This is a genomic window from Rhodococcus sp. KRD197, from assembly GCF_017168235.1.
Classification (GTDB): Bacteria; Actinomycetota; Actinomycetes; order Mycobacteriales; family Mycobacteriaceae; genus Rhodococcoides.
Genome location: NZ_JABFAO010000006.1, coordinates 161,498 through 180,109 on the forward strand (window position 1 = coordinate 161,498; position 18,612 = coordinate 180,109).

17 protein-coding genes and 1 tRNA gene are annotated in these 18,612 nt (G+C 64.6%); 7 read left to right on the forward strand and 11 right to left on the reverse strand.

All coding sequences use genetic code 11. The features are described 5' to 3' along the window. Positions 1-62 precede the first annotated feature (62 nt). Together pth and J1M86_RS13170 are read right to left on the reverse strand one after the other, a co-directional pair. Complete coding sequence (gene pth, locus J1M86_RS13165) at positions 63-641, reverse strand: aminoacyl-tRNA hydrolase (protein WP_139317916.1); 579 nt, start codon at positions 639-641, stop codon at positions 63-65. Between the two features lie 90 nt (positions 642-731). Continuing rightward, positions 732-1,379, reverse strand: coding sequence for a 50S ribosomal protein L25/general stress protein Ctc (locus J1M86_RS13170; protein ID WP_206510215.1), 648 nt, complete (start codon positions 1,377-1,379; stop codon positions 732-734). Between the two features lie 239 nt (positions 1,380-1,618). On the opposite strand from J1M86_RS13170, the gene J1M86_RS13175 reads away from it, so the two are divergent. Further along, entirely contained in the window at positions 1,619-3,673 is a 2,055-nt protein-coding gene (locus J1M86_RS13175) for an erythromycin esterase family protein (RefSeq protein WP_206510216.1), read from the forward strand. A 78-nt stretch (positions 3,674-3,751) separates the two neighbouring features. Here the strand turns inward: J1M86_RS13175 and J1M86_RS13180 are convergent, their stop codons facing one another. Continuing rightward, on the reverse strand, positions 3,752-4,921 hold the full coding sequence (locus J1M86_RS13180) for an aminotransferase class V-fold PLP-dependent enzyme (RefSeq protein WP_206510217.1): 1,170 nt from the start codon (positions 4,919-4,921) through the stop codon (positions 3,752-3,754). A 114-nt stretch (positions 4,922-5,035) separates the two neighbouring features. Here J1M86_RS13180 and egtA point away from each other — a divergent pair, with 114 nt between their 5' ends. The 4 genes from egtA to egtD are packed head-to-tail and all read left to right on the forward strand — an operon-like array spanning position 5,036 to position 9,337. After that, entirely contained in the window at positions 5,036-6,292 is a 1,257-nt protein-coding gene (gene egtA, locus J1M86_RS13185; RefSeq protein ID WP_206510218.1) for an ergothioneine biosynthesis glutamate--cysteine ligase EgtA, read from the forward strand. After that, a complete protein-coding gene (gene egtB, locus J1M86_RS13190) occupies positions 6,289-7,626 on the forward strand; it encodes an ergothioneine biosynthesis protein EgtB (protein WP_307786629.1) in 1,338 nt (445 codons plus the stop codon). The genes egtA and egtB overlap by 4 nt, the downstream gene beginning before the upstream one ends. Further along, a complete protein-coding gene (gene egtC, locus J1M86_RS13195; RefSeq protein ID WP_206510220.1) occupies positions 7,619-8,353 on the forward strand; it encodes an ergothioneine biosynthesis protein EgtC in 735 nt (244 codons plus the stop codon). The genes egtB and egtC overlap by 8 nt, the downstream gene beginning before the upstream one ends. 9 nt (positions 8,354-8,362) lie before the next feature. Further along, positions 8,363-9,337: an L-histidine N(alpha)-methyltransferase gene (gene egtD, locus J1M86_RS13200; RefSeq protein WP_206510221.1), complete on the forward strand. Its 975-nt coding sequence runs from the start codon at positions 8,363-8,365 to the stop codon at positions 9,335-9,337. Positions 9,338-9,369: 32 nt separating this feature from the next. Here the strand turns inward: egtD and J1M86_RS13205 are convergent, their stop codons facing one another. From J1M86_RS13205 to J1M86_RS13240, 8 genes are all read right to left on the reverse strand, one after another. After that, complete coding sequence (locus J1M86_RS13205; protein ID WP_241260032.1) at positions 9,370-10,758, reverse strand: ABC transporter permease; 1,389 nt, start codon at positions 10,756-10,758, stop codon at positions 9,370-9,372. Beyond that, positions 10,755-11,534, reverse strand: a complete 780-nt coding sequence (locus tag J1M86_RS13210; RefSeq protein WP_206510222.1) for an ABC transporter ATP-binding protein — start codon at positions 11,532-11,534, stop codon at positions 10,755-10,757. The genes J1M86_RS13205 and J1M86_RS13210 overlap by 4 nt, the downstream gene beginning before the upstream one ends. 99 nt (positions 11,535-11,633) lie before the next feature. After that, a complete protein-coding gene (locus tag J1M86_RS13215; RefSeq protein ID WP_075837208.1) occupies positions 11,634-12,302 on the reverse strand; it encodes a response regulator transcription factor in 669 nt (222 codons plus the stop codon). Beyond that, complete coding sequence (locus J1M86_RS13220; protein ID WP_206510223.1) at positions 12,299-13,498, reverse strand: sensor histidine kinase; 1,200 nt, start codon at positions 13,496-13,498, stop codon at positions 12,299-12,301. Before J1M86_RS13220 ends, J1M86_RS13215 begins: the two co-directional genes overlap by 4 nt. Before the next feature lie 25 nt (positions 13,499-13,523). Further along, positions 13,524-14,150, reverse strand: coding sequence for a hypothetical protein (locus J1M86_RS13225; protein ID WP_075837206.1), 627 nt, complete (start codon positions 14,148-14,150; stop codon positions 13,524-13,526). 148 nt (positions 14,151-14,298) lie between these two features. Continuing rightward, positions 14,299-15,264 (reverse strand): ribose-phosphate diphosphokinase, encoded by a 966-nt coding sequence (locus J1M86_RS13230; protein WP_206510247.1) that lies wholly within the window; start codon positions 15,262-15,264, stop codon positions 14,299-14,301. A 14-nt stretch (positions 15,265-15,278) separates the two neighbouring features. Beyond that, a complete protein-coding gene (gene glmU, locus J1M86_RS13235) occupies positions 15,279-16,763 on the reverse strand; it encodes a bifunctional UDP-N-acetylglucosamine diphosphorylase/glucosamine-1-phosphate N-acetyltransferase GlmU (RefSeq protein ID WP_206510224.1) in 1,485 nt (494 codons plus the stop codon). Between the two features lie 53 nt (positions 16,764-16,816). Continuing rightward, positions 16,817-16,887 (reverse strand) — tRNA-Gln (locus J1M86_RS13240). A gap of 222 nt (positions 16,888-17,109) precedes the next feature. On the opposite strand from J1M86_RS13240, the gene J1M86_RS13245 reads away from it, so the two are divergent. Continuing rightward, positions 17,110-17,703, forward strand: a complete 594-nt coding sequence (locus J1M86_RS13245; RefSeq protein ID WP_230555508.1) for a TetR/AcrR family transcriptional regulator — start codon at positions 17,110-17,112, stop codon at positions 17,701-17,703. 191 nt (positions 17,704-17,894) lie between these two features. Beyond that, positions 17,895-18,533 carry a ScbR family autoregulator-binding transcription factor gene (locus J1M86_RS13250; RefSeq protein WP_206510225.1) on the forward strand — a complete coding sequence of 213 codons (639 nt, stop codon included), beginning with the start codon at positions 17,895-17,897 and terminating at the stop codon, positions 18,531-18,533. Positions 18,534-18,612 lie beyond the last annotated feature (79 nt).

Sequence of the window (18,612 nt, forward strand, 5' to 3'; positions counted from 1 at the left end):
CGCGTCCGAGAACGGTGCGCAGGTCGGCAAAAGGGGTGTCAGCTCCACTTCGGTGCCGAGGTTCAGCGTGGGTGGACCTGGTTCTGCGCGGCTTCCAAGCCGGCGCGCAAGACCAGTTCCGCCGCGTCGGCACCCTCTTCGACGATGACGCCGAGGTCCTTGCGCTCGGCGGCGGAAAACGGTTTGAGGACATACGACGCGGGATCCATTCGGCCGGGTGGCCGTCCGACGCCGACGCGTACCCGCAGGTAGTCCTTGGTGCCGAGGTGCTGCGAGATGGACCGCAACCCGTTGTGTCCACCTTCGCCACCGCCGAGTTTGAGGCGCAGCGTGCCGAAATCGAGGTCCAGTTCGTCGTGCACCACCACGATGTTGGACGGTTCGACCGAGAAGAACCGGGCGAGCGCCGCGACCGGCTGACCTGACAGGTTCATGAATGTCCGCGGTTTGGCGATCACCACCGGGCGCTCGTGCAACCTGGCCTGCACCACGTCGGAGTTCGACTTCTTGTGTGAGGAGAAGCTCGCGCCGATTCGCGCGGCCAGGGCGTCGGCGATCATGAAACCGACGTTGTGACGGGTGCTCTCGTACTGCGGGCCGGGGTTACCGAGGCCGACTATCAGGGCCGCGTCTGTGTTCACGGTGTTCATGTTCCCATCGCCGGTAGCAGACACCGACGCGCCGCCCCCGAAAAAGCGGGAGCGGCGCGTCGGCGAAAGGCAGGGGTGAGATCAGCTCTCGGAGTCCGAGCCGGCCTCTTCCTTCGTCTCGGCCTCTCCGGTGTCGGCGACAGGCTCGGTGCCTTCGCCCTCGGCCTCGAGATCGTCCTCGGACGGTGTCTCGACGACGTTGACCAGCAGGCTCTCCGCGTCGGAGATAAGGATGACACCGGCGGGGAGCGTCAGGTCGCCTGCGGTGATCTGGGTGCCGATTTCCGCGCCCTCGACCGAAACCTCGAGCTGCTCCGGGATGGACAAGGCGTCGGCCTCGATCTCGACGTAGGTTGCGTCGGTGTAGACGAGGGTGCCGGGTGCGGCTTCGCCCTCGACGATGACGTTGACCTCGACGGTGACGCGCTCGCCCTTCTTCAGCACGAGCAGGTCGGCGTGCTCGATGCTGCGAGTGATGGGGTGAACGACGACCGACTTGGTCAGCGCGACCTGCTCGCTGCCGTCGATGTCGAGGTAGAGGACGGCGTTGGTGCCGTGGTTGCGCAGCACGGACGCGAAGGCGCGAGCGTCGAGTGCGAGGTGGCGGGGATCGGTTCCGTGTCCGTACAGGACGGCCGGGACCTGGCCATCGCGACGGGCACGGCGGGCTGCGCCCTTGCCGAACTCGGTGCGGACGATCGCCTTGAGATTGTTGACTTCGTTCGACATGAAAAGACAGCTCCTGGATCTTCGGTGGACAAGGCTCGTCGGGGCGGACACGTACGAGCAGGGCCAGGGGCCGAGCCGCGTCGATCACGGTGAATCCTGTGCAGGACCCACCCTCGCCGAGACAACCTGCAAGATCTTACCGGATGATTCTGGGTGAGGGAAATGAGCTTCCCCGATCCTACGAACGCAGGGCCGAAAGACTCTACGCACCGAGTAGGCATCGGAGCACAGTTTCCATCATGGGACGACGTACTGCGGGCAGTGACGCGTCGGGAGCGGCCCCGGCGTTTCGGGACCGGCGAGAGGCCGGTCGTGTGCTGGCAGGGCTGCTCGAGACCTATCGTGGCGATCCCGATGTGATCGTGCTGGGACTCGCCCGAGGTGGGATTCCGGTGGCATGGGAGGTCGCATCGGCGCTCGGGGCGCCGCTGGATGCCTTCGTGGTTCGCAAGATAGGTGCTCCTGGTCGCGAGGAGTTCGCGGTGGGCGCGCTCGCGAGCGGGGGACGCCTGGTGGTGAACGACGACATGGTGCGCGATCTGCGGATATCGGCAGAGCAACTACGTGAGGTGGTCGACCGCGAAGGGCGTGAGCTCATTCGGCGCGAGGCCGTGTATCGCCGGGGAAGACCCCCTGCGGATGTGAGCGGACGCACGGTCATCGTCGTCGACGACGGTCTCGCCACGGGTGCGAGTATGTTCGCCGTCGTCGATACGCTGCGGTCGGCGGATCCCGCGAAAATCGTGGTTGCGGTGCCGGCAGCACCGGAGTCGACTTACCGCGAGTTGTCCGCGATGGTGGACGAGATGGTGTGTGCCACGATGCCGTCGCCGTTTCTCGCTGTCGGAAAGTCGTTCTGGGATTTTTCCCAGGTCTCGGACGACGAGGTACGAGATCTGCTGTCGACACCCACCACTGCCACGAAGGGAACCGGGAACGCGGCAGGGGGCAGTGGATCTGCGGTTGACGCGATACGAGCCGTCGCGCTCGATGCACCCAGCGGGGTGCCCTCGACCGAAGCAATACTCGATCTGGTCGGCGACGCGAATGTTGTTCTGATCGGCGAGAGCTCCCACGGAACTCATGAATTCTATTCTGCCAGAGCAGAAATAACCAAGAGGCTGATCGAGGAAGCCGGTTTCGAGGCAGTCGCTGCCGAAGCCGACTGGCCCGATGCCTACCGCGTCGACAGATATGTGCGCGGCGGCGGGACGGATACCTCGGCGGAGATGTCTCTGCGCGGATTCGAGCGGTTTCCGGGTTGGATGTGGCGCAACACCGTGATGGTGGAATTCACGCAGTGGCTGCGCGATCGGAACGACAGAATCGACGATCCGCGGGCGCGAACCGGATTCTACGGACTCGACCTGTACAGCTTGCACCGCTCGATGAACCAGGTGGTCGAGTATCTGGATACGGTGGATCGAGCAGCGGCCGACCGAGCCCGAGAGCGCTATGGATGCTTCGATCTCGTCTCGGGTGAGGACGGCCAATCATACGGCTATGCAGCGGCATTCGGTGCGGGCGAGTCGTGCGAGACCCAGGCTGTCGATCAACTCGTCGATCTTCGGGCCAGCGCGGCTGCGTATGCTCACCGCGACGGGCAGATTGCCGAGGACGAACAGTTCCATGCCGAGCGCAACGCCTCGAGCGTGCGTGATGCCGAGGCTTACTATCGAACGATGTTCGGTGGGCGGGTGTCGTCGTGGAATCTGCGTGACCGGCACATGGTCGATACGCTCGATGCGTTGATAACGCATCTCGGTCGCCGAAAGAACGCTCCCGCAAAGGTTGTCGTATGGGCGCACAACTCACACGTCGGAGACGCACGTGCCACCGAGATGGGTGCCCACGGCGAACTGACGGTCGGCCAACTGGTGCGAGAACTGTGCGGAAACCGTTGCAGGCTCATCGGTCTGACGACGCACGACGGGACGGTCACGGCGTCGAGCACATGGGGCGGTCCGGCGGAATGCAAAGTGGTGCGTCCATCCCTGAGCACCAGCATCGAGTCGCTGCTGCACGAAGCCGTCGGCGAAAGAGGTGCGTTCATGATTCCTACAACGGTCGACGGACGAGTCGTCGACGTAGTGAAACCGACCCGTCTCGAGCGAGCTATCGGAGTGATCTACCGTCCCGAAACCGAAAGACAGAGCCACTACTTTCACGCCCGCGTAGCCGAACAGTTCGATGCGATCATCCATATCGACAAGACCACTGCCCTCGAGCCGCTGAATCGGACGAGCCTGTGGGTCGAGGGGCAGGTTCCGGAGACGTATCCGAGCGCTCTGTAGGCATCTTGACGCTCTCGGGGTTCTCGAAGCTCGCCTCCCTAGGTGAGTGGAAATCCATAGCCCGTCCTGTATTTCCACTCACAGGGCGGGGAGCGCATGGATCATCTCGTCCAGTTGCGCGAACGTGACGAAGTAGTGCGGCGACGCGCGTACGACGGCACCGAGTCCACGTTGGGTCATGTCGACGAGCGTGGACCGACGGTGGCTGACTGTCACGGTCACGTTCTTCTCGGCGAGCGCGTCGCGCACATCGGTGGGAGTTGTGCCGTCGACTGTGAACGAGACGATCCCGCTCTTTCGTTCGCCGAGGTCGTGCACAGTGACTCCGTTCACGCCGCGTAGGGCCGCCCGCAGGTACTCCGCGCGTTCGGCCACCGCGTCCTGGACGTTGTCGATCCCGATGTCGAGCAGATAGTCGACGGCGGTCCCCAGAGCCAGACGTGCCGCGACGTCGCATTCCCAGAATTCGAATCGTGTCGCGTCGGGCGCGAGGCGGTACTCACGCTCGCCGGTCCACTGCGCGCTGTGCAGGTCCAGCGTCGGCGGTTCGAGCGAGGTGGCCAACTCGGGACGCAGGTAGAGAAATCCGGTACCGCGGGGTCCGCGCAGCCATTTCCGACCGGTCGCGCTGAGCGCGTCGACGCCGAGTTCGGCAACGTCGACGCGGATCTGACCGATGGACTGGCAGGCGTCGAGCAGCACCAGTGCGTCGTGACGGTGGGCGAGCTCGGCGACCTCACGCGCCGGGTTGACCAGCCCCCCGTTGGTCGGTGCGTGCACGAGCGAGACAATTCGCACCCGGTCGTCGAGCATGTTCTCGAGCGCCTGCAGGTCGATCTGACCGGTGGGGTCGCTCGGCACGAACTCGACGACAGCGCCGACCGCTGCGGCACGTTGCAGCGCAGCAAGTGCATTGGACGCGTACTCGACCTCGCACAGCAGGATGCGATCACCCTCGGCCAGTGGGATCGAGTAGAAGAAGTCACTCCACGAGCGGGTTGCGCTGTCGCTCAGAGCGATATCCGAGGCCTGTGCACCGATCAAGGTCGCGACGGAGGTTTTGACGGCCGCCAGATCGGACATTCGCTCGTTGGCAGCGCGATAGCCGCCGACGACGGCCTCCCGGCGAAGATGTGCGACGGCGGCGTCGACGACGGGTGTCGGTGGCAGCGACGACCCGGCGCTGTCGAGGAACACCGAGGTTTCGGCCGCTGGTGTGTCGTGGCGTATTCGGTCGAGATCGAACATGTCGGCGCCTTCCTGGAGCGGAGAAAGATGTCGGTGCGCTGTGCTGAACTCTTGGCTACTGTCGAAAACAGGCTGTCACAACCCGAGCGGTTCGGGCACGATCAGGAGGCGAACATGTCGTCGAACGAGAAGTCCCTGGAACTGAGCTCGCGGCCGGCCGCGGAGGCCTACGTGTCCAGGGTGTGTTTCAAGCTCGGCCCGCCGCAGTTGATCGGTGCCGAACTCGAATGGTTGACCTGCACCATCGACGGCCACCGGCCCTCGCTCCATCAGATCTCCGCTGCGTTGGGGGAGTACACCCCGCGCACCATTGCACCCGATTCACCCGCCCTGACGTTGCCGGGCGGAAGCGCCGTCACAATCGAACCCGGCGGTCAACTAGAACTCTCCAGCTCACCCCACGCATCGGTGACCGAATTGCAGCGCGCGTTGGATGCGGACGTCCGCGTCGTCAGGGCTCTGATGAGCTCCGCGCAGCTGGGTATGGCGTCCGTACCTGCGGACAGTCGCCGCAACGCCCACCGAATCCTGGCTCTGCCGCGCTATTGCGCGATGGAGAACCACTTCACCACCATCGGGCCGTTCGGGAAGCTGATGATGTGCAACACCGCAGCCGTGCAGGTCAGCGTCGACGCCGGTGCGGACCGAGCGGAAGTCGGCCGCCGATGGAGAATGCTCGACGCAATCGGCCCGGCGTTCGTCGCCGCGTTCGCGTGCTCGCCCGAGCTACGCGGCGCCCCCGCGGGGAAGTGGGCATCACAACGCATGCGCACCTGGCTCGAGTTGGACGCCGGCAGAACACAGGTACCCCATACCGGTGATCCGATTTCGGACTACGCACGCTGGGTGCTCGATGTTCCGCTGCTGTGCATCCGCAGTGACGACGAAAACTGGGCGGCACCTGCCCACGCGAGCTTTGCCGACTGGCTCGACGACGCATCGCTCATCGGACGGCCCGCCACCGTCGCCGATCTCGACTACCACCTGACCACGCTGTTCCCGCACGTCCGAGCGTGCGGTCACCTCGAGATCCGCTACCTGGATGCGCAACCGGAGGGCGGGTGGGTGGTGCCGTCGGCTGCATTCGAAGCGTTGTTGGAGGATTCCGCCGTCACCGACCGGGCGACGGCTCTCGCGCGCGAGACCGAGAATCGATGGGTCGACGCTGCACGCGAGGGCTTGTCCGACGCGTCGTTGCGCGAGGACGCCGAGGCATTGTTACGTCTGGCTGCCGAGAACAGCGCGGAGCACAGCGACATGCTGCACGCCGCGGCCGATCGATGCCGCCGCGGCGACCCACCGACGGCCGATACTGCCCATGGATATGCAACGGACAGTCGAAGCCCGTCGACGTACAAGGAGTCGGTGTGACGAGCACGCAACAGTCGAGTTCACAGCAGGCGAGTACCGAAGAACTGAGGAGCACAGTCGAGAACGTCCTCACCCGCAGCCGAGCCCGCAGTGCCGCGCTGACCGAGTGTGTCGACGAAAACGACCTCCTCGCACAGCATTCGCCGTTGATGAGCCCGCTGATCTGGGATCTCGCGCACATCGGCAACCAGGAAGAGCTGTGGTTGGTGCGTGATGTCGGCGGTCGCGAGGCGGTACGCCAGGACATCGACGAGCTGTACGACGCGTTCAAACATTCCCGTTCCAGCCGGCCCTCGTTGCCGCTGCTCTCGCCGGAGGAGGCCCGCAGTTACGTCGCGACCGTCCGTGAGAAGGTGTGGGACGTGCTCAGTGCGAGTCCGTTGGACGGCCGCAGGCTCGAGCGTGACGGGTTCGCTTTCGGCATGGTTGCCCAGCACGAGCAGCAGCACGACGAGACCATGTTGGCAACACACCAACTGCGTCGCGGCCCGGCTGTGTTGCACGCTCCGGCCGCGCCGCGTGCCCAGATCCGCGCCCAGGGCGAAGTGATCATCGGCGGCGGGGAGTTCTCGATGGGCACCTCCCTGGATCCGTGGGCGCTGGACAACGAGCGGCCCGCGCACAGCCGATACGTCTCCGCGTTCGCGATCGACATCGCTCCGGTTACCAACGCCCAGTACGTCGAATTCATCGCCGACGGCGGATACGAGCGGCCCGAGCTGTGGAGCGAGCGTGGATGGGGCCATCGGAACGACGAGGGACTGCGTGCCCCACAGTTCTGGGATCGCGACGCCGACGGCACCTGGTGGCGTCGGGCATTCGGTGTCATGGCACCCGTTCGCCCGGATCAACCCGTAGTGCACGTGTGCTTCTACGAGGCCGAGGCCTATGCGCGCTGGGCGGGCAAGCGTCTGCCCACCGAGGCGGAGTGGGAGAAAGCAGCGCGATTCGACCCGTCGACGCGAACCGTTCGCAAGTATCCGTGGGGAGAGTCCGAACCCACCGAGGCGCACGCCAATCTCGGCCAGCGTCATCTCGAACCCGCAGATGTCGGTGCATACCCGATCGGTGCGTCCGCGCTCGGCGTCCAGCAGCTGATCGGTGACGTCTGGGAGTGGACGTCCTCGGACTTCGAGCCATACCCGGGCTTCGAGCCGTTTCCGTACGCGGAGTACTCCGAGGTTTTTCTACGCGGTGACTACAAGGTGCTTCGCGGTGGATCCTTCGGAACGGACGAGGTCGCGTGCCGGGGCACCTTTCGCAACTGGGATCACCCCATTCGTCGGCAGATATTTTCGGGCTTTCGGTGCGCACGGGACGTGCCGGGTGTGTAGGCATCTCGGCTATCTGGGCCCGGTCCGCAGTGTCGGCGGTGTCCTGACCGAGGGCGTCAACTCGTTGCGGGCGCAGTCCTGGGCGCCCAAGGACATGCGCGGCGGCGGCACCATCAACGCCGACGGCTTCGGTGCAGCGTGGTGGACGCCCGCTGGCGTCACCGCCTACCGCAACGCGATGCCGATCTGGTCGGACCCGGCGGTCGACGACGTACTCACCGGCATCGAATCGACGGCCGTGCTCGCTGCTGTCCGGTCCGCCACCGTCGGCATGCCAGTCGAGCGCAGCGCCTGCGCCCCGTTCACCGACGAAACCTGGGCCTTCAGCCACAACGGCGTCGTCTTCGGCTGGCCGCATGCGATGGCCGAGATCATGTCCGAGGTGCCGACGTCGGAGATGCTCACCCTTGCCGCACCGACGGATTCGGCAGCGCTGTGGCTGCTGCTGCGAACCCTACTTCGCCGGCACGACCCGGAGAAGGCGCTGCGCATGCTGACGGCGCAGGTTCTGTCGGTCTGCGAGAGGCCGCGTCTGAACTTGCTGCTCAGCGACGGCAATGCCCTTTACGCGACCACCCTGCATCATTCGTTGTCCGTGCTGCGCGCCGACGACTCGGTGACTGTTGCCTCGGAGCCCCTCGACGATCGCAGAGGCTGGGTCGGCGTGGACGATCGCAAGTTCGTTCTCGCCCGGCCCGGCCACTTCGACATCTCAGACCTCGACTGAAGGAGAGCAGTGAGCGATATTGCGTTGGATGTCCACATTTCGCCGGAGAGATTGCTGGAGGACCTGCGTGCCGACGTTCGCCAGGGGCTCAAGGCAACTCCGAAGTGGCTGTCACCGAAGTGGTTCTACGACGCCACCGGCAGCGCTCTGTTCGAGAACATCACCGAACTGCCCGAGTACTACCCAACTCGAACCGAACGCGCCCTCATCGAGGCGCACGCCTTCGATATCGCGGAGAAAACGGATGCGCCGATCCTCGTCGAGCTCGGCTCCGGATCCTCGGACAAGACGAGGCTGCTGCTCACCGCAGGGCTGAAACACGGATCGTTGGAACGGTACGTGCCGCAGGATGTGTCGCCGTCGGCGCTCGAAGGCGCGATCGATCAGCTCTCGCGTGAATTCCCGTCGCTCGGGGTGCAGGGAATTGTCAGCGATTTCACCGACACGCTGCAGAATTTGCCCGCGGACGGTCGTCGTACCATCGCGTTCCTCGGCGGCACTCTCGGCAATCTGATTCCGGACGAGCGCGCGACGTTCCTCGCGGACATCGCTCGGGCTCTGGTGGGCGGGGAGTTCCTGCTGCTGGGGGTCGGATTGGTCATCGAGGAGAGCGTGCTTGTCCCCGCGTACGACGACGCAGCGGGAGTGACGGCGCAGTTCAACAGCAACGTTCTCTCGGTGCTCAACACGAGGTTGGGAGCAGATTTCGATCCTCAGCAGTTCGAGCACGTCGCGCTGTGGAACGCTGAGGAGGAGTGGATCGAGATGCGTCTTCGGGCTAGAACCGCCCAGCATGTGCACATTGCGGACCTCGAACTCGATGTCTCCTTCGACGAGGGCGAGGAACTGCGCACCGAGATTTCGGCGAAGTTCCGCCGGGAGGGCATCGACCGAGAACTCGTCGACGCGGGCTTCCGCATCGACGAGTTCTGGACCGATCCGCAGGAGAGATTCGCACTCATCCTGGCGTGCCGGGAGAAGTAGCCCGGGACCAAGCGGGGTGCGCGACCGGTGGCCTAGGCCTCGGAAAGCGCGGCGATCGGGGAGATGGCGTTGGCTCGTCGCGACGGCACCAGCGATGCGCCGAGTGCGAGTAGGCCTGCGCACAGGATCGTTCCCGCTATGACGGCCCAAGGGAGCGTCGGCAGTTGCACGCCCGATTGCGCGATCGAACCGAGTAGTGACTGTGCTGCGGCCCAGCCGTAGACGATGCCGAGCAGCAGACCGAAACCCATGGACGCGATCACCATCTGGGCACTTTCCGCGAGAATCATTCCGCGAATCTGTTTGCGCGTGAATCCGAGTGCGCGCAATAGGCCCAGTTCGCGGGTCCGTTGCATGATACTCAGGAGCAGGTTGTTGACCATGCCGACCGCAGCGATGACGCCCGCGAATCCGATGAGACCGGACATGATTCCCACGGTCACTGCCATCACCTGGTCGAGCGATTCGTCGTCGAACTCGCTCTGCAGCATGGCACGGTAGCTGTACGTCGCGACTGCGAACGTGACCACGAGTGTGACTCCGATCAGCAGTCCCAATGCGGTTCGGGTGCTGCGCTCGGGGTATCGGGTGGCGTTCGCCGCGGCCAACCGTGCAGCCGGAGTGTTTCCGAAAGCGCGTCCGACGAGTCGAAGCACCCACGGCACGATGTGGTGCGCTCCGACCATGATGCCGGTGAACGAGGCGGCGCCGCCGAAGAATGCCACGAGAACGCCTGCGGGCGTGAGGGAGCCGATGAGGACCCCGAGGCCCAGAAGCACTGTGCCACCGGCGATGAAAACGATCGAGAACGTGGCCCGGGCGCGTCGTCGTTCACCGGAGCCGACGGGAGCGTCGACAACGGCGCCCGTGGCTTGAATGGGTGTCACTTCCAGGACCCGTTTCGCCCCGACGTGCGAGGCCATCCAGGTGGTGCCCACGACGATGACGACCGGCAGGGCCACCAGCGGTTGGACGACGGTGTACGTGAGGTCGGGGAGTGTGCCGGCGGCGACGGCCACAGAGCGGGCGAGGTGGCTCGTCGCGATGCCGAGGATCGCTCCGACGGCGGCTCCGAACAATCCCACCGAGAGCCCTTCACGCGAGACCGAGCGGCGGAGTTCGCGACCGGAGGCTCCCAGCAGTCGCAGTAGCGCAATGGTCTTCGTCCGCCCGGCGACGATGGTCGCGAAGGTGTTGGCCGTGACCACGGACGCGACGTACAGCGACAACAGAATGAACACCATCGCCACGCAGTACAGCGCCACGGCGACCGCTCCCTCTCCGTCGTCACCGAAGATGTCGAGAAGGAACGCTGTCGCCTGAATCAGCACGACGCCGAAGAAGGACGCCAGGGCCGTCACCAGGATGCTGGCCCCGTGATCGCCCTGACCTGTCGATCGTGTCTTCGCTGCCATCCTCATGCCGCACTCTCCATCGCCAACATGTAGCCCGAGATCTCCTGGGCGGTGGAGCGTCCACGCTCGTCGACGATGCGTCCGTCGGCGAGGAAGACGATGCGGTCGGCGTAGCTGGCGGCGACAGGATCGTGGGTGACCATGACGATCGACTGCCCGTATTCGCGGACTGCGGCTGCGAGTAGGCCCAGTACCTCCCGGCCGGTGCGGGAGTCGAGGTTGCCGGTGGGTTCGTCGGCGAAGATCAGGTGTGGACGCGATCCGAGCGCGCGTGCAATGGCTACGCGCTGCTGCTGCCCGCCCGACAATTGATGCGGCAGATGGGCAGTACGTTCGCCGAGGCCGAGTGTGGTGATCAGCTGCTCCACCCAGGCGGCCTCGGTTGGGGTGGGCTCGCGGCCACCGAGCTCGAAGGGAAGCATGATGTTGGCCCGAATGTCGAGTGTCGGAACGAGATTGAACGACTGGAAGACAAACCCGATCTGACGGCGTCGCAGTGCGGTGAGCGCGTCGTCGTCGAGTTCGGTGATGTCGGTGTCGGCCAATATCACCTGCCCGGAGGTCACGGAGTCGAGTCCTGCCATCACGTGCATGAGCGTGGACTTGCCGGATCCCGAAGGTCCCATGATCGCGGTGAATTCCCCCCGGTGGACGTCGAGAGATACGTCGTCGAGTGCATGGACGGTGTTGTTCGTGTCGTCGAATCGGTCGGTGCCGTCTGCTCTGCCGTAGCTCTTGCGTACGCGGTGCACGCGGGCGACCGGTGAAAGTGTGTTCGTCATGTCATCGACGCTATGGGCCTGAGGCGGCGAAAGAATCAGGCTGCAGTAGTGCACTCGTACATCTCGAGGATGACTTTTCCGGCGCGGAAGTCGTCGGTGTCAGGTGAGTCCGTGCTCGAACGCGTACACCACGAGCTGAACTCGATCGCGTAGACCGAGTTTGGTGAAGATGCGACTGATGTGCGTCTTGACCGTTGCCTCGCTGAGGTATTCGTGCGCTGCGATCTCCGCATTGCTCAGACCACGCGCCACCAATCGAAAGACCTCTTCCTCGCGAGCGGTGAGGGAAGCGAACGCCTTCGGCCTCAGCGGTGCGGGCGGTATGTCGGTGAAATGCTGCAGTAGAGCTGTCGTCGCCGAGGCCGCGATGACCGAGTTTCCCGCGTGTACCGTCCGGATCGCCGCGAGCAGAAATTCTGGATCTGCGTCCTTGAGGACGAAACCGCTGGCGCCGGCCTTGATGGCTCGTGCAGCACTCTCGTCGAGGTCGAACGTGGTCAGTACCAGGATGCGAGGCGGCTCGATGTTGCGGTGGCGGGCATTGTCGAGTATCTGAGCCGTGGCGGTGATTCCATCGACGTTGGGCATGCGGATATCCATGAGCATCACGTCCGGCCGGGCGGTTGCCGCCAACGCGATCCCGTCTGCGCCGTCGCCTGCTTCGCCGACGAACTCGAGGTCGCGCTGAGATGAGATGAGCATCCGTATGCCTGCGCGAAAGAGCTGCTGATCATCGACGAGTGCCACCGTGATCGGTTGGTCGTTCACTGCAAATTCCCCTTCGTGGTGGATGCAGGGATCCACACGCGGACCACCCACGAGTCGCCGTCCATGCCGCAGGTGCAGACTCCACCGGACAGCGTTGCACGCTCGCGCATGCCGACGACCCCGTGCCCGAGATGCGGATGGTCGCCGTGTGAGTGGGATTCGGTGGTTGTTCCGGGTGTGTTCTTCACGATCAGTTCGAGGCCGTCCTGTTCGCTTTGCAGCGTGACCGTCACCGGACGGGTGGAGTCGCCGTGTCGTAGCGCGTTGGTCAACGACTCCTGGGCGATGCGGAAGAGTGCCAATTGCGCAGCCGCACCGACCTGTACCGGATCGTCGCACAGGGTGGCGTCGATCTGCAGCCCGGCGGCGCGCATTCTGTCGATCAACGCACCGAGGTCGGCGAGAGCAGGCGTCGCGAGGTCGTCCTCGCTGTGGCGTAGTTGGCCGAGTAGCACTCGGACGTCACCGAGTGCATCGCGTGCGGTGGCCGAGATCGTGGTGAGGGCGTTGTCGACTGCTTCGGGATCGACGGTGCGCACGTACCGCGCCCCGTCGGCCTGCGCGATCACCACAGCCAACGAGTGCGCGACGATGTCGTGCATATCGCGTGCGATTCGGTTGCGTTCCTGCTCGACGACGATGTCGTTCTGCGCGCGGGCCTGCTCGAGCTCGGCGAGTTCACGCGCGTGCCTCGATTCGATCGCAGTCCGTCTGGCGAAGGACAGTCGGCCGAGTGCCCAGGACAGGCCGAGTGCGGCCCACAGTCCGAACAGGGTGATCGCGAACTGCTCGATGCTGCCCCCGGGCTCGCCTCCTGTGGAGATGAACGGATCAACACTCCACCACGTGAGATAGGCGGCTGCGATCGCGCCACCGAGGATGGCGGAGGCCAATCCGAGGCGTCGTAGAACCCGGTCACCGTAGGCGGCCGTGGCGTACAGGATGCCGAAGACGGCGACATTGCTGGACAGGTTGACGATGGAACCGGCCATCTGAACAACGGCCAGTAGCCACGCCAGACCCAACGACACCGCCGGTGAGCGGCGGCGAAGGGCCAGAGCGACACCGAAACCGATCAGTACCACCAAGCCGGGCGCGCCGACCATGCCGGTGGCGGAGGCGGAGAAGATCAGAACGAAGACGACCGCATAGGCGATGTCGATCGCCTGCGGTGAGGTCAGTCGCTTTCTCAGCACCGGTTCAGCTTAGAAGCGAGGGCGACTAGCTGGTGCGTCGCCGCGCCTTCTCGAGGGCGCCGAGCGTACCCATGATCGAAGCGCGCTGGCGGTCGAGATCCTTCATCCGAGCGCGAGCCGGTAGTCCGGCCGAGCCGTCGAGTGCAGCGATCTGCTCGTCGATGACGGTGAGCTGTTCGAGGAGTTTCTGTCCGCGCGACTGGAGTTCGATCAAATCGACGCCGCTGACGCCTTCCTGCGACTTCTTCGTCGGTGCCTTCGCCGATGCGGCGGTCGATGCCGGTGCTGCAGCTATCGATGCAGCCGCTCTGGGACGCAACGCTTTGCGCACCGCAGCGGGGTCGGGCAGCTTCTCGAGGCGGATGCGGTTGAGTACCTCGCGGGCGTCGCGTGCGGTGACGCGGTACTCGCGTTCTTCCTCGTCGTCGGAGGCGAGGGTGCCGCCGAGGGGACGCAGACCGTACATCCCGATGAAGTGCTTGGCCTCGTCGATGACGGCTTCTTTTTCGCGGCAGAGGCCGCAGCGGGGTTCGTTGCGATACATCTCGATCGCGTCGGTGCTTCCGCACCAGACGCACCCACCTGGGGTCCAACGAGCGATTCTGGCGGTGGTAGTTGCAGCTGGACTGGAGATGGTGTGCGCGTCGATCACGACGAGTCATCTTAGGCTACAACGAAACCCGCTCCGCACACCCCTCCCCGTCGAGCAGTGCTTTTCGATCACCGGAGTGACCAAGCTCATTTCGAGGGGTAGGTATGTGCGGAGCGAGTCAAGAAACCGAACGTAAGGTATTGCGGGGCTACGCGGAGCCGTTGAACAGGCTTGTCACCGAGCCGTTTTCGAAGACCTCGCGGATGGTGCGGGCCAGCAGGGGCGCAATCGACAGCTCGGTGAGCGTCTCGAAGCGCTTTTCGTCGGTGATCGGCAGGGTGTTGGTAACCACTACTTCCTTGGCGCCGCAATTCGCGAGACGCTCGGCTGCGGGATCGCTCAGCACGCCGTGGGTGGCGGCGATGACGACGTCGCCGGCTCCGGCTTCCTTGAGCACCTTGACCGCGCCTGCGATGGTGCCACCGGTATCGATCATGTCGTCGATGAGGATGCAGGTGCGTCCTTCGACGTCGCCGACGACGCGATTGGATTTGACCTGGTTCGGTACGAGGGGATCACGCGTCTTGTGAATGAAGGCGAGGGGAGCGCCGTCGAAGCTGTCGGCCCATTTCTCGGCGACGCGGACTCGACCGGAGTCGGGGGAGACGACGGTGATGTGCTGCAGGCTGTACTTGCTGCGGATGTGATCGGCGAGCTGACTGTGGGCGTGCATGTGATCGACGGGGCCGTCGAAGAAGCCCTGGATCTGGTCGGTGTGGAGGTCGACGGTGATGATGCGGTCGGCCCCGGCAGTCTTGAGGAGGTCGGCGACGAGACGGGCCGAGATGGGCTCGCGTCCGCGGTGCTTCTTGTCCTGACGGGCGTACGGGTAGAACGGCAGAATCGCGGTGATGCGCTTGGCCGATCCGCGCTTGAGCGCGTCGATCATGATCAGCTGTTCCATGAGCCAGGTGTTGAGCGGGAACGGGTGGCTTTGCAGAACGAATGCATCGGAGCCGCGAACCGACTCTTCGAAGCGCACGAAGATCTCGCCATTGGCGAAGTCACGCGCGGTCTGAGGGGTGACCTCGACTCCCAGTTCTTTCGCCACCTGCTTGGCGAGCTCGGGATGTGCTCGACCCGAGAAAAGCATGAGGTTCTTCTGGTTGTCCATCCAGTTCGGGGTGGTCACTTCTGTTCGCCGTCCTTTGATTCGTGCGCCTGTGCCGACGCGGCTGCCTGAGCTCGTGCGGCAGCATGTGCTGCCGCTGTGCCCGGACGCTTCTTTTCCACCCAGCCTTCGATGTTGCGCTGGGAACCAGCGGAGACGGCGAGCGCCCCCGGTGGTACATCGTTGCGGAGCACGGTTCCGGCCCCGGTGTACGCGCCGTCGCCCACGTGGACCGGGGCGACGAACATGTTGTCCGATCCGGTTCTGACGTGGGAGCCGACGACGGTGCGGCTCTTGTTGACGCCGTCGTAGTTGACGAAGACGCTGGACGCCCCGATGTTCGAGTGCTCGCCCACTGTCGCATCCCCGACGTAGGTGAGGTGCGGGACCTTCGAGTGGTCGCCGATGGTGGAGTTCTTGGTCTCGACGAAGGTTCCGACTTTGGCGCTGCTGCCGATGTCGGAACCCGGTCGAAGATATGCAAATGGCCCGACGGTGGCGCCGGGCCCGATGGTGGACTTGTCTGCCTGAGTGCGCACGACGGATGCGCGCGCACCGACGACGACGTCGCGCAGGGTGGTTTCCGGTCCGACGACCGCATCCTCGCCGATGTGAGTGTTGCCGAGCAGCTGCACGCCCGGTTCGATGCGGACGTCGGCGCCGATGACGACGTCGATGTCGATCCACGTGGTGGCCGGATCGACGACGGTGACGCCGGCGCGCATGTGCTTTTCCACGATGTGGCGGTTGAGAACGCCCGTCACGTGGGACAACTGAACCCGGTCGTTGACGCCCATCACCAGGTCGGGATCGGCGAGCTGGGTGCCGTAGACGGGCAGGCCGCTGCTCTTGCTGATCTTGACGACGTCGGTGAGGTAGAGCTCGTGCTGCGCGTTGGCGGTGCTGAGTTTGCCGAGGGCCGAACGCAGTGCCACCGCATCGAAGGCGTAGACACCGGAGTTGACCTCGTCGATCAGTATCTGGGCCGGGCTGGCGTCGGCGTGCTCGACGATCTCGGCGACTTCACCGTCACCGGTACGGACGATGCGGCCGTATCCGTTGGCATCGGCGGGCACGAAGGTGAGCACTGTGGCGGCGGCGGCCTTGGGCGCGCTGAGATGCTCGTCGAGCAGGGCCTTGAGGGTGTGACCGTCGAGCAGGGGGACGTCGGCGGCGGTCACCAGAACGGTGCCGACGAAGTCGTCGGGCAGCGCGCGTAAGCCGCATTGCACTGCGTGGCCCGTGCCGAGCTGCTCCTCCTGTACCGATGTCGTGATGGTTCGGCCCAGCTCGGAGCCGATTTCGGCGACGGATTCGCTCACGCGTTCGCGATCGTGCCCGACGACGGTGACGAGGTGGTCCGGAGCGAGGTCAGCGGCGGCGTAGAGCGCGTGCGCGAGCATTGTGCGGCCGGCCAGAGGGTGCAGTACCTTCGGGGTCTTCGATCGCATCCGGGTGCCTGCACCCGCAGCGAGAACGACCACGGCGGTGTGCAACGGCAACGGATCTCCTTGGCGACATTCGCGAACTAGTTGTGAAAGGCAGATACTTCTCGCTCCGCCGCCAGGACTCGAACCTGAACTATCTGAACCAAAATCAGAGGTGCTGCCATTACACCACGGCGGATCGTGGACCAGCGGTTTCTCCGGCTACCGGTGGCCTGTATCCAACAGACTACGGCGCGGCTCTCCCGCCGAGCGCAACGAGTCTCGCATGAGATGTGGCCGTAGGTCGAACCACTCCCGGTGTTTCGTGCCCTCGTGTCGCACTACCCTCGATGCGGTGGGGGACGAGCGCAATCCATCGGAGGGCCTGTTGACCGAACCCGAGAAGGTGCCACGCGTCCGAATGACAGGGACGCAGCGGCGTGAGCAGTTGATCGAGATCGGCCGATCGCTGTTCGCCGAGCGTGGCTACGAAGCGACTTCCGTGGAAGAGATCGCGGTCCGAGCGAGCGTGTCCAAGCCGGTGGTCTACGAGCACTTCGGCGGCAAGGAGGGTCTGTACGCGGTCATCGTCGACCGGGAGATGTCGACGCTGCTGCAGATGATCACGTCCTCTTTGTCGCAGAATCGTTCCCGCGTTCGCGTCGAACGTGTCGCGCTTGCGCTGCTCACGTATGTGGAGGACCGCACCGACGGATTCCGCATCCTCGTTCGCGATTCACCGGTCGCGGCGCCCGACGGTAAGTACTCGTCGTTGCTCAATGATGCGGTGAGTCAGGTCGGGCACATCCTGGCCAGCGATTTCACGCGTCGCGGGTTCGATGCCGGTTTCGCGCCGCTGTACGCGCAGGCGCTCGTGGGGATGGTGTCGATGACGGCGCAGTGGTGGCTCGACGTTCGAGAGCCGTCCAAGGAAGTGGTTGCCGCTCACGTCGTCAATTTGTGTTGGAACGGACTCACCAATCTGGAGGCCGTCCCGCAATTGGGGGGCGAATGAGCGGTCGATTTTTCCGCGGACACGTTAAAGAGCGGGTAGCGTGTGATTTGCAGTACATTGAGACCTGTATCACACAGTCTCTGGCTACTTGTCCAGACCGGAGCTAGTAGATCAAGGCGAGAATGTCACTGGGTGGTACCGTTCGATCGTAATTTGCGCAGTGACAGTCCAGTATTGCGAAGGCGGATCCAATGGTCAGACAGGCCCGCGCGGAGATAACTCGCGACACCGTGCTGTCGGGAGCCGCAAATGTGTTCCTGCGCCTCGGCTACGCGAATGCGAGCCTCAGCGAAATCATCTCTCAGTCCCAGGTGACCAAGGGCGCTCTCTACTTCCATTTCGGCTCGAAGGAAGAACTGGCGCGTGCCGTCATCGACGAGGGCAACTCTCGGCTCGTGACGGCGTGCAAGCAGTTCAACGACGGCCGCATCCCGGCCCTCGAGGCGGCAATCGGCATTTCCTACATCGTGGTGGATATGTCGGTCAGCGACCCGATGGTGTCGGCGATGTTGCGCCTCAGTCATCAGATCGGTGACTACCGCGGCACGCAGGGCAATGTGATGGCTGGGTGGAGCGAGGCCTTCGACCACCTCGCAGCCAAGGCCATCAAGCAGGGCGACCTCGACGCCGACGCCGACTCCAAGACCATCGGTGCACTCGTTCTCGAGATCTTGACCGGTGCGCACATGGTTGCCGTCGCCACCTCGACGACCGATGAACTGCCTGCTCGCATGGAGCGCCTATGGTACTACCTGCTCCCGTCCCTCGTGACGCCGGGCAAGGTCGAGTACTTCCGCGAGTTCGCTGCCCGCCGGGTCATCCGCCACTAGCGTCCGGCTCCTCGAGGAAGCTCGAGGCAGCAGTTCGATCGGGCGGGTGTCGATCGGCGTGGTGTCGTCTCGAGCCGGC

Bases quoted from the DNA above. Each gene is read 5' to 3' on its own strand.
- J1M86_RS13170 (WP_206510215.1), bottom strand. From the start codon at position 1,379: ATGTCGAACGAAGTCAACAATCTCAAGGCGATCGTCCGCACCGAGTTC.
- J1M86_RS13175 (WP_206510216.1), top strand. From the start codon at position 1,619: ATGGGACGACGTACTGCGGGCAGTGACGCGTCGGGAGCGGCCCCGGCG.
- J1M86_RS13180 (WP_206510217.1), bottom strand. From the start codon at position 4,921: ATGTTCGATCTCGACCGAATACGCCACGACACACCAGCGGCCGAAACC.
- egtA (WP_206510218.1), top strand. From the start codon at position 5,036: ATGTCGTCGAACGAGAAGTCCCTGGAACTGAGCTCGCGGCCGGCCGCG.
- J1M86_RS13205 (WP_241260032.1), bottom strand. From the start codon at position 10,758: ATGAGGATGGCAGCGAAGACACGATCGACAGGTCAGGGCGATCACGGG.
- J1M86_RS13210 (WP_206510222.1), bottom strand. From the start codon at position 11,534: ATGACGAACACACTTTCACCGGTCGCCCGCGTGCACCGCGTACGCAAG.
- J1M86_RS13230 (WP_206510247.1), bottom strand. From the start codon at position 15,264: ATGGACAACCAGAAGAACCTCATGCTTTTCTCGGGTCGAGCACATCCC.
- J1M86_RS13245 (WP_230555508.1), top strand. From the start codon at position 17,110: ATGACAGGGACGCAGCGGCGTGAGCAGTTGATCGAGATCGGCCGATCG.
- J1M86_RS13250 (WP_206510225.1), top strand. From the start codon at position 17,895: ATGGTCAGACAGGCCCGCGCGGAGATAACTCGCGACACCGTGCTGTCG.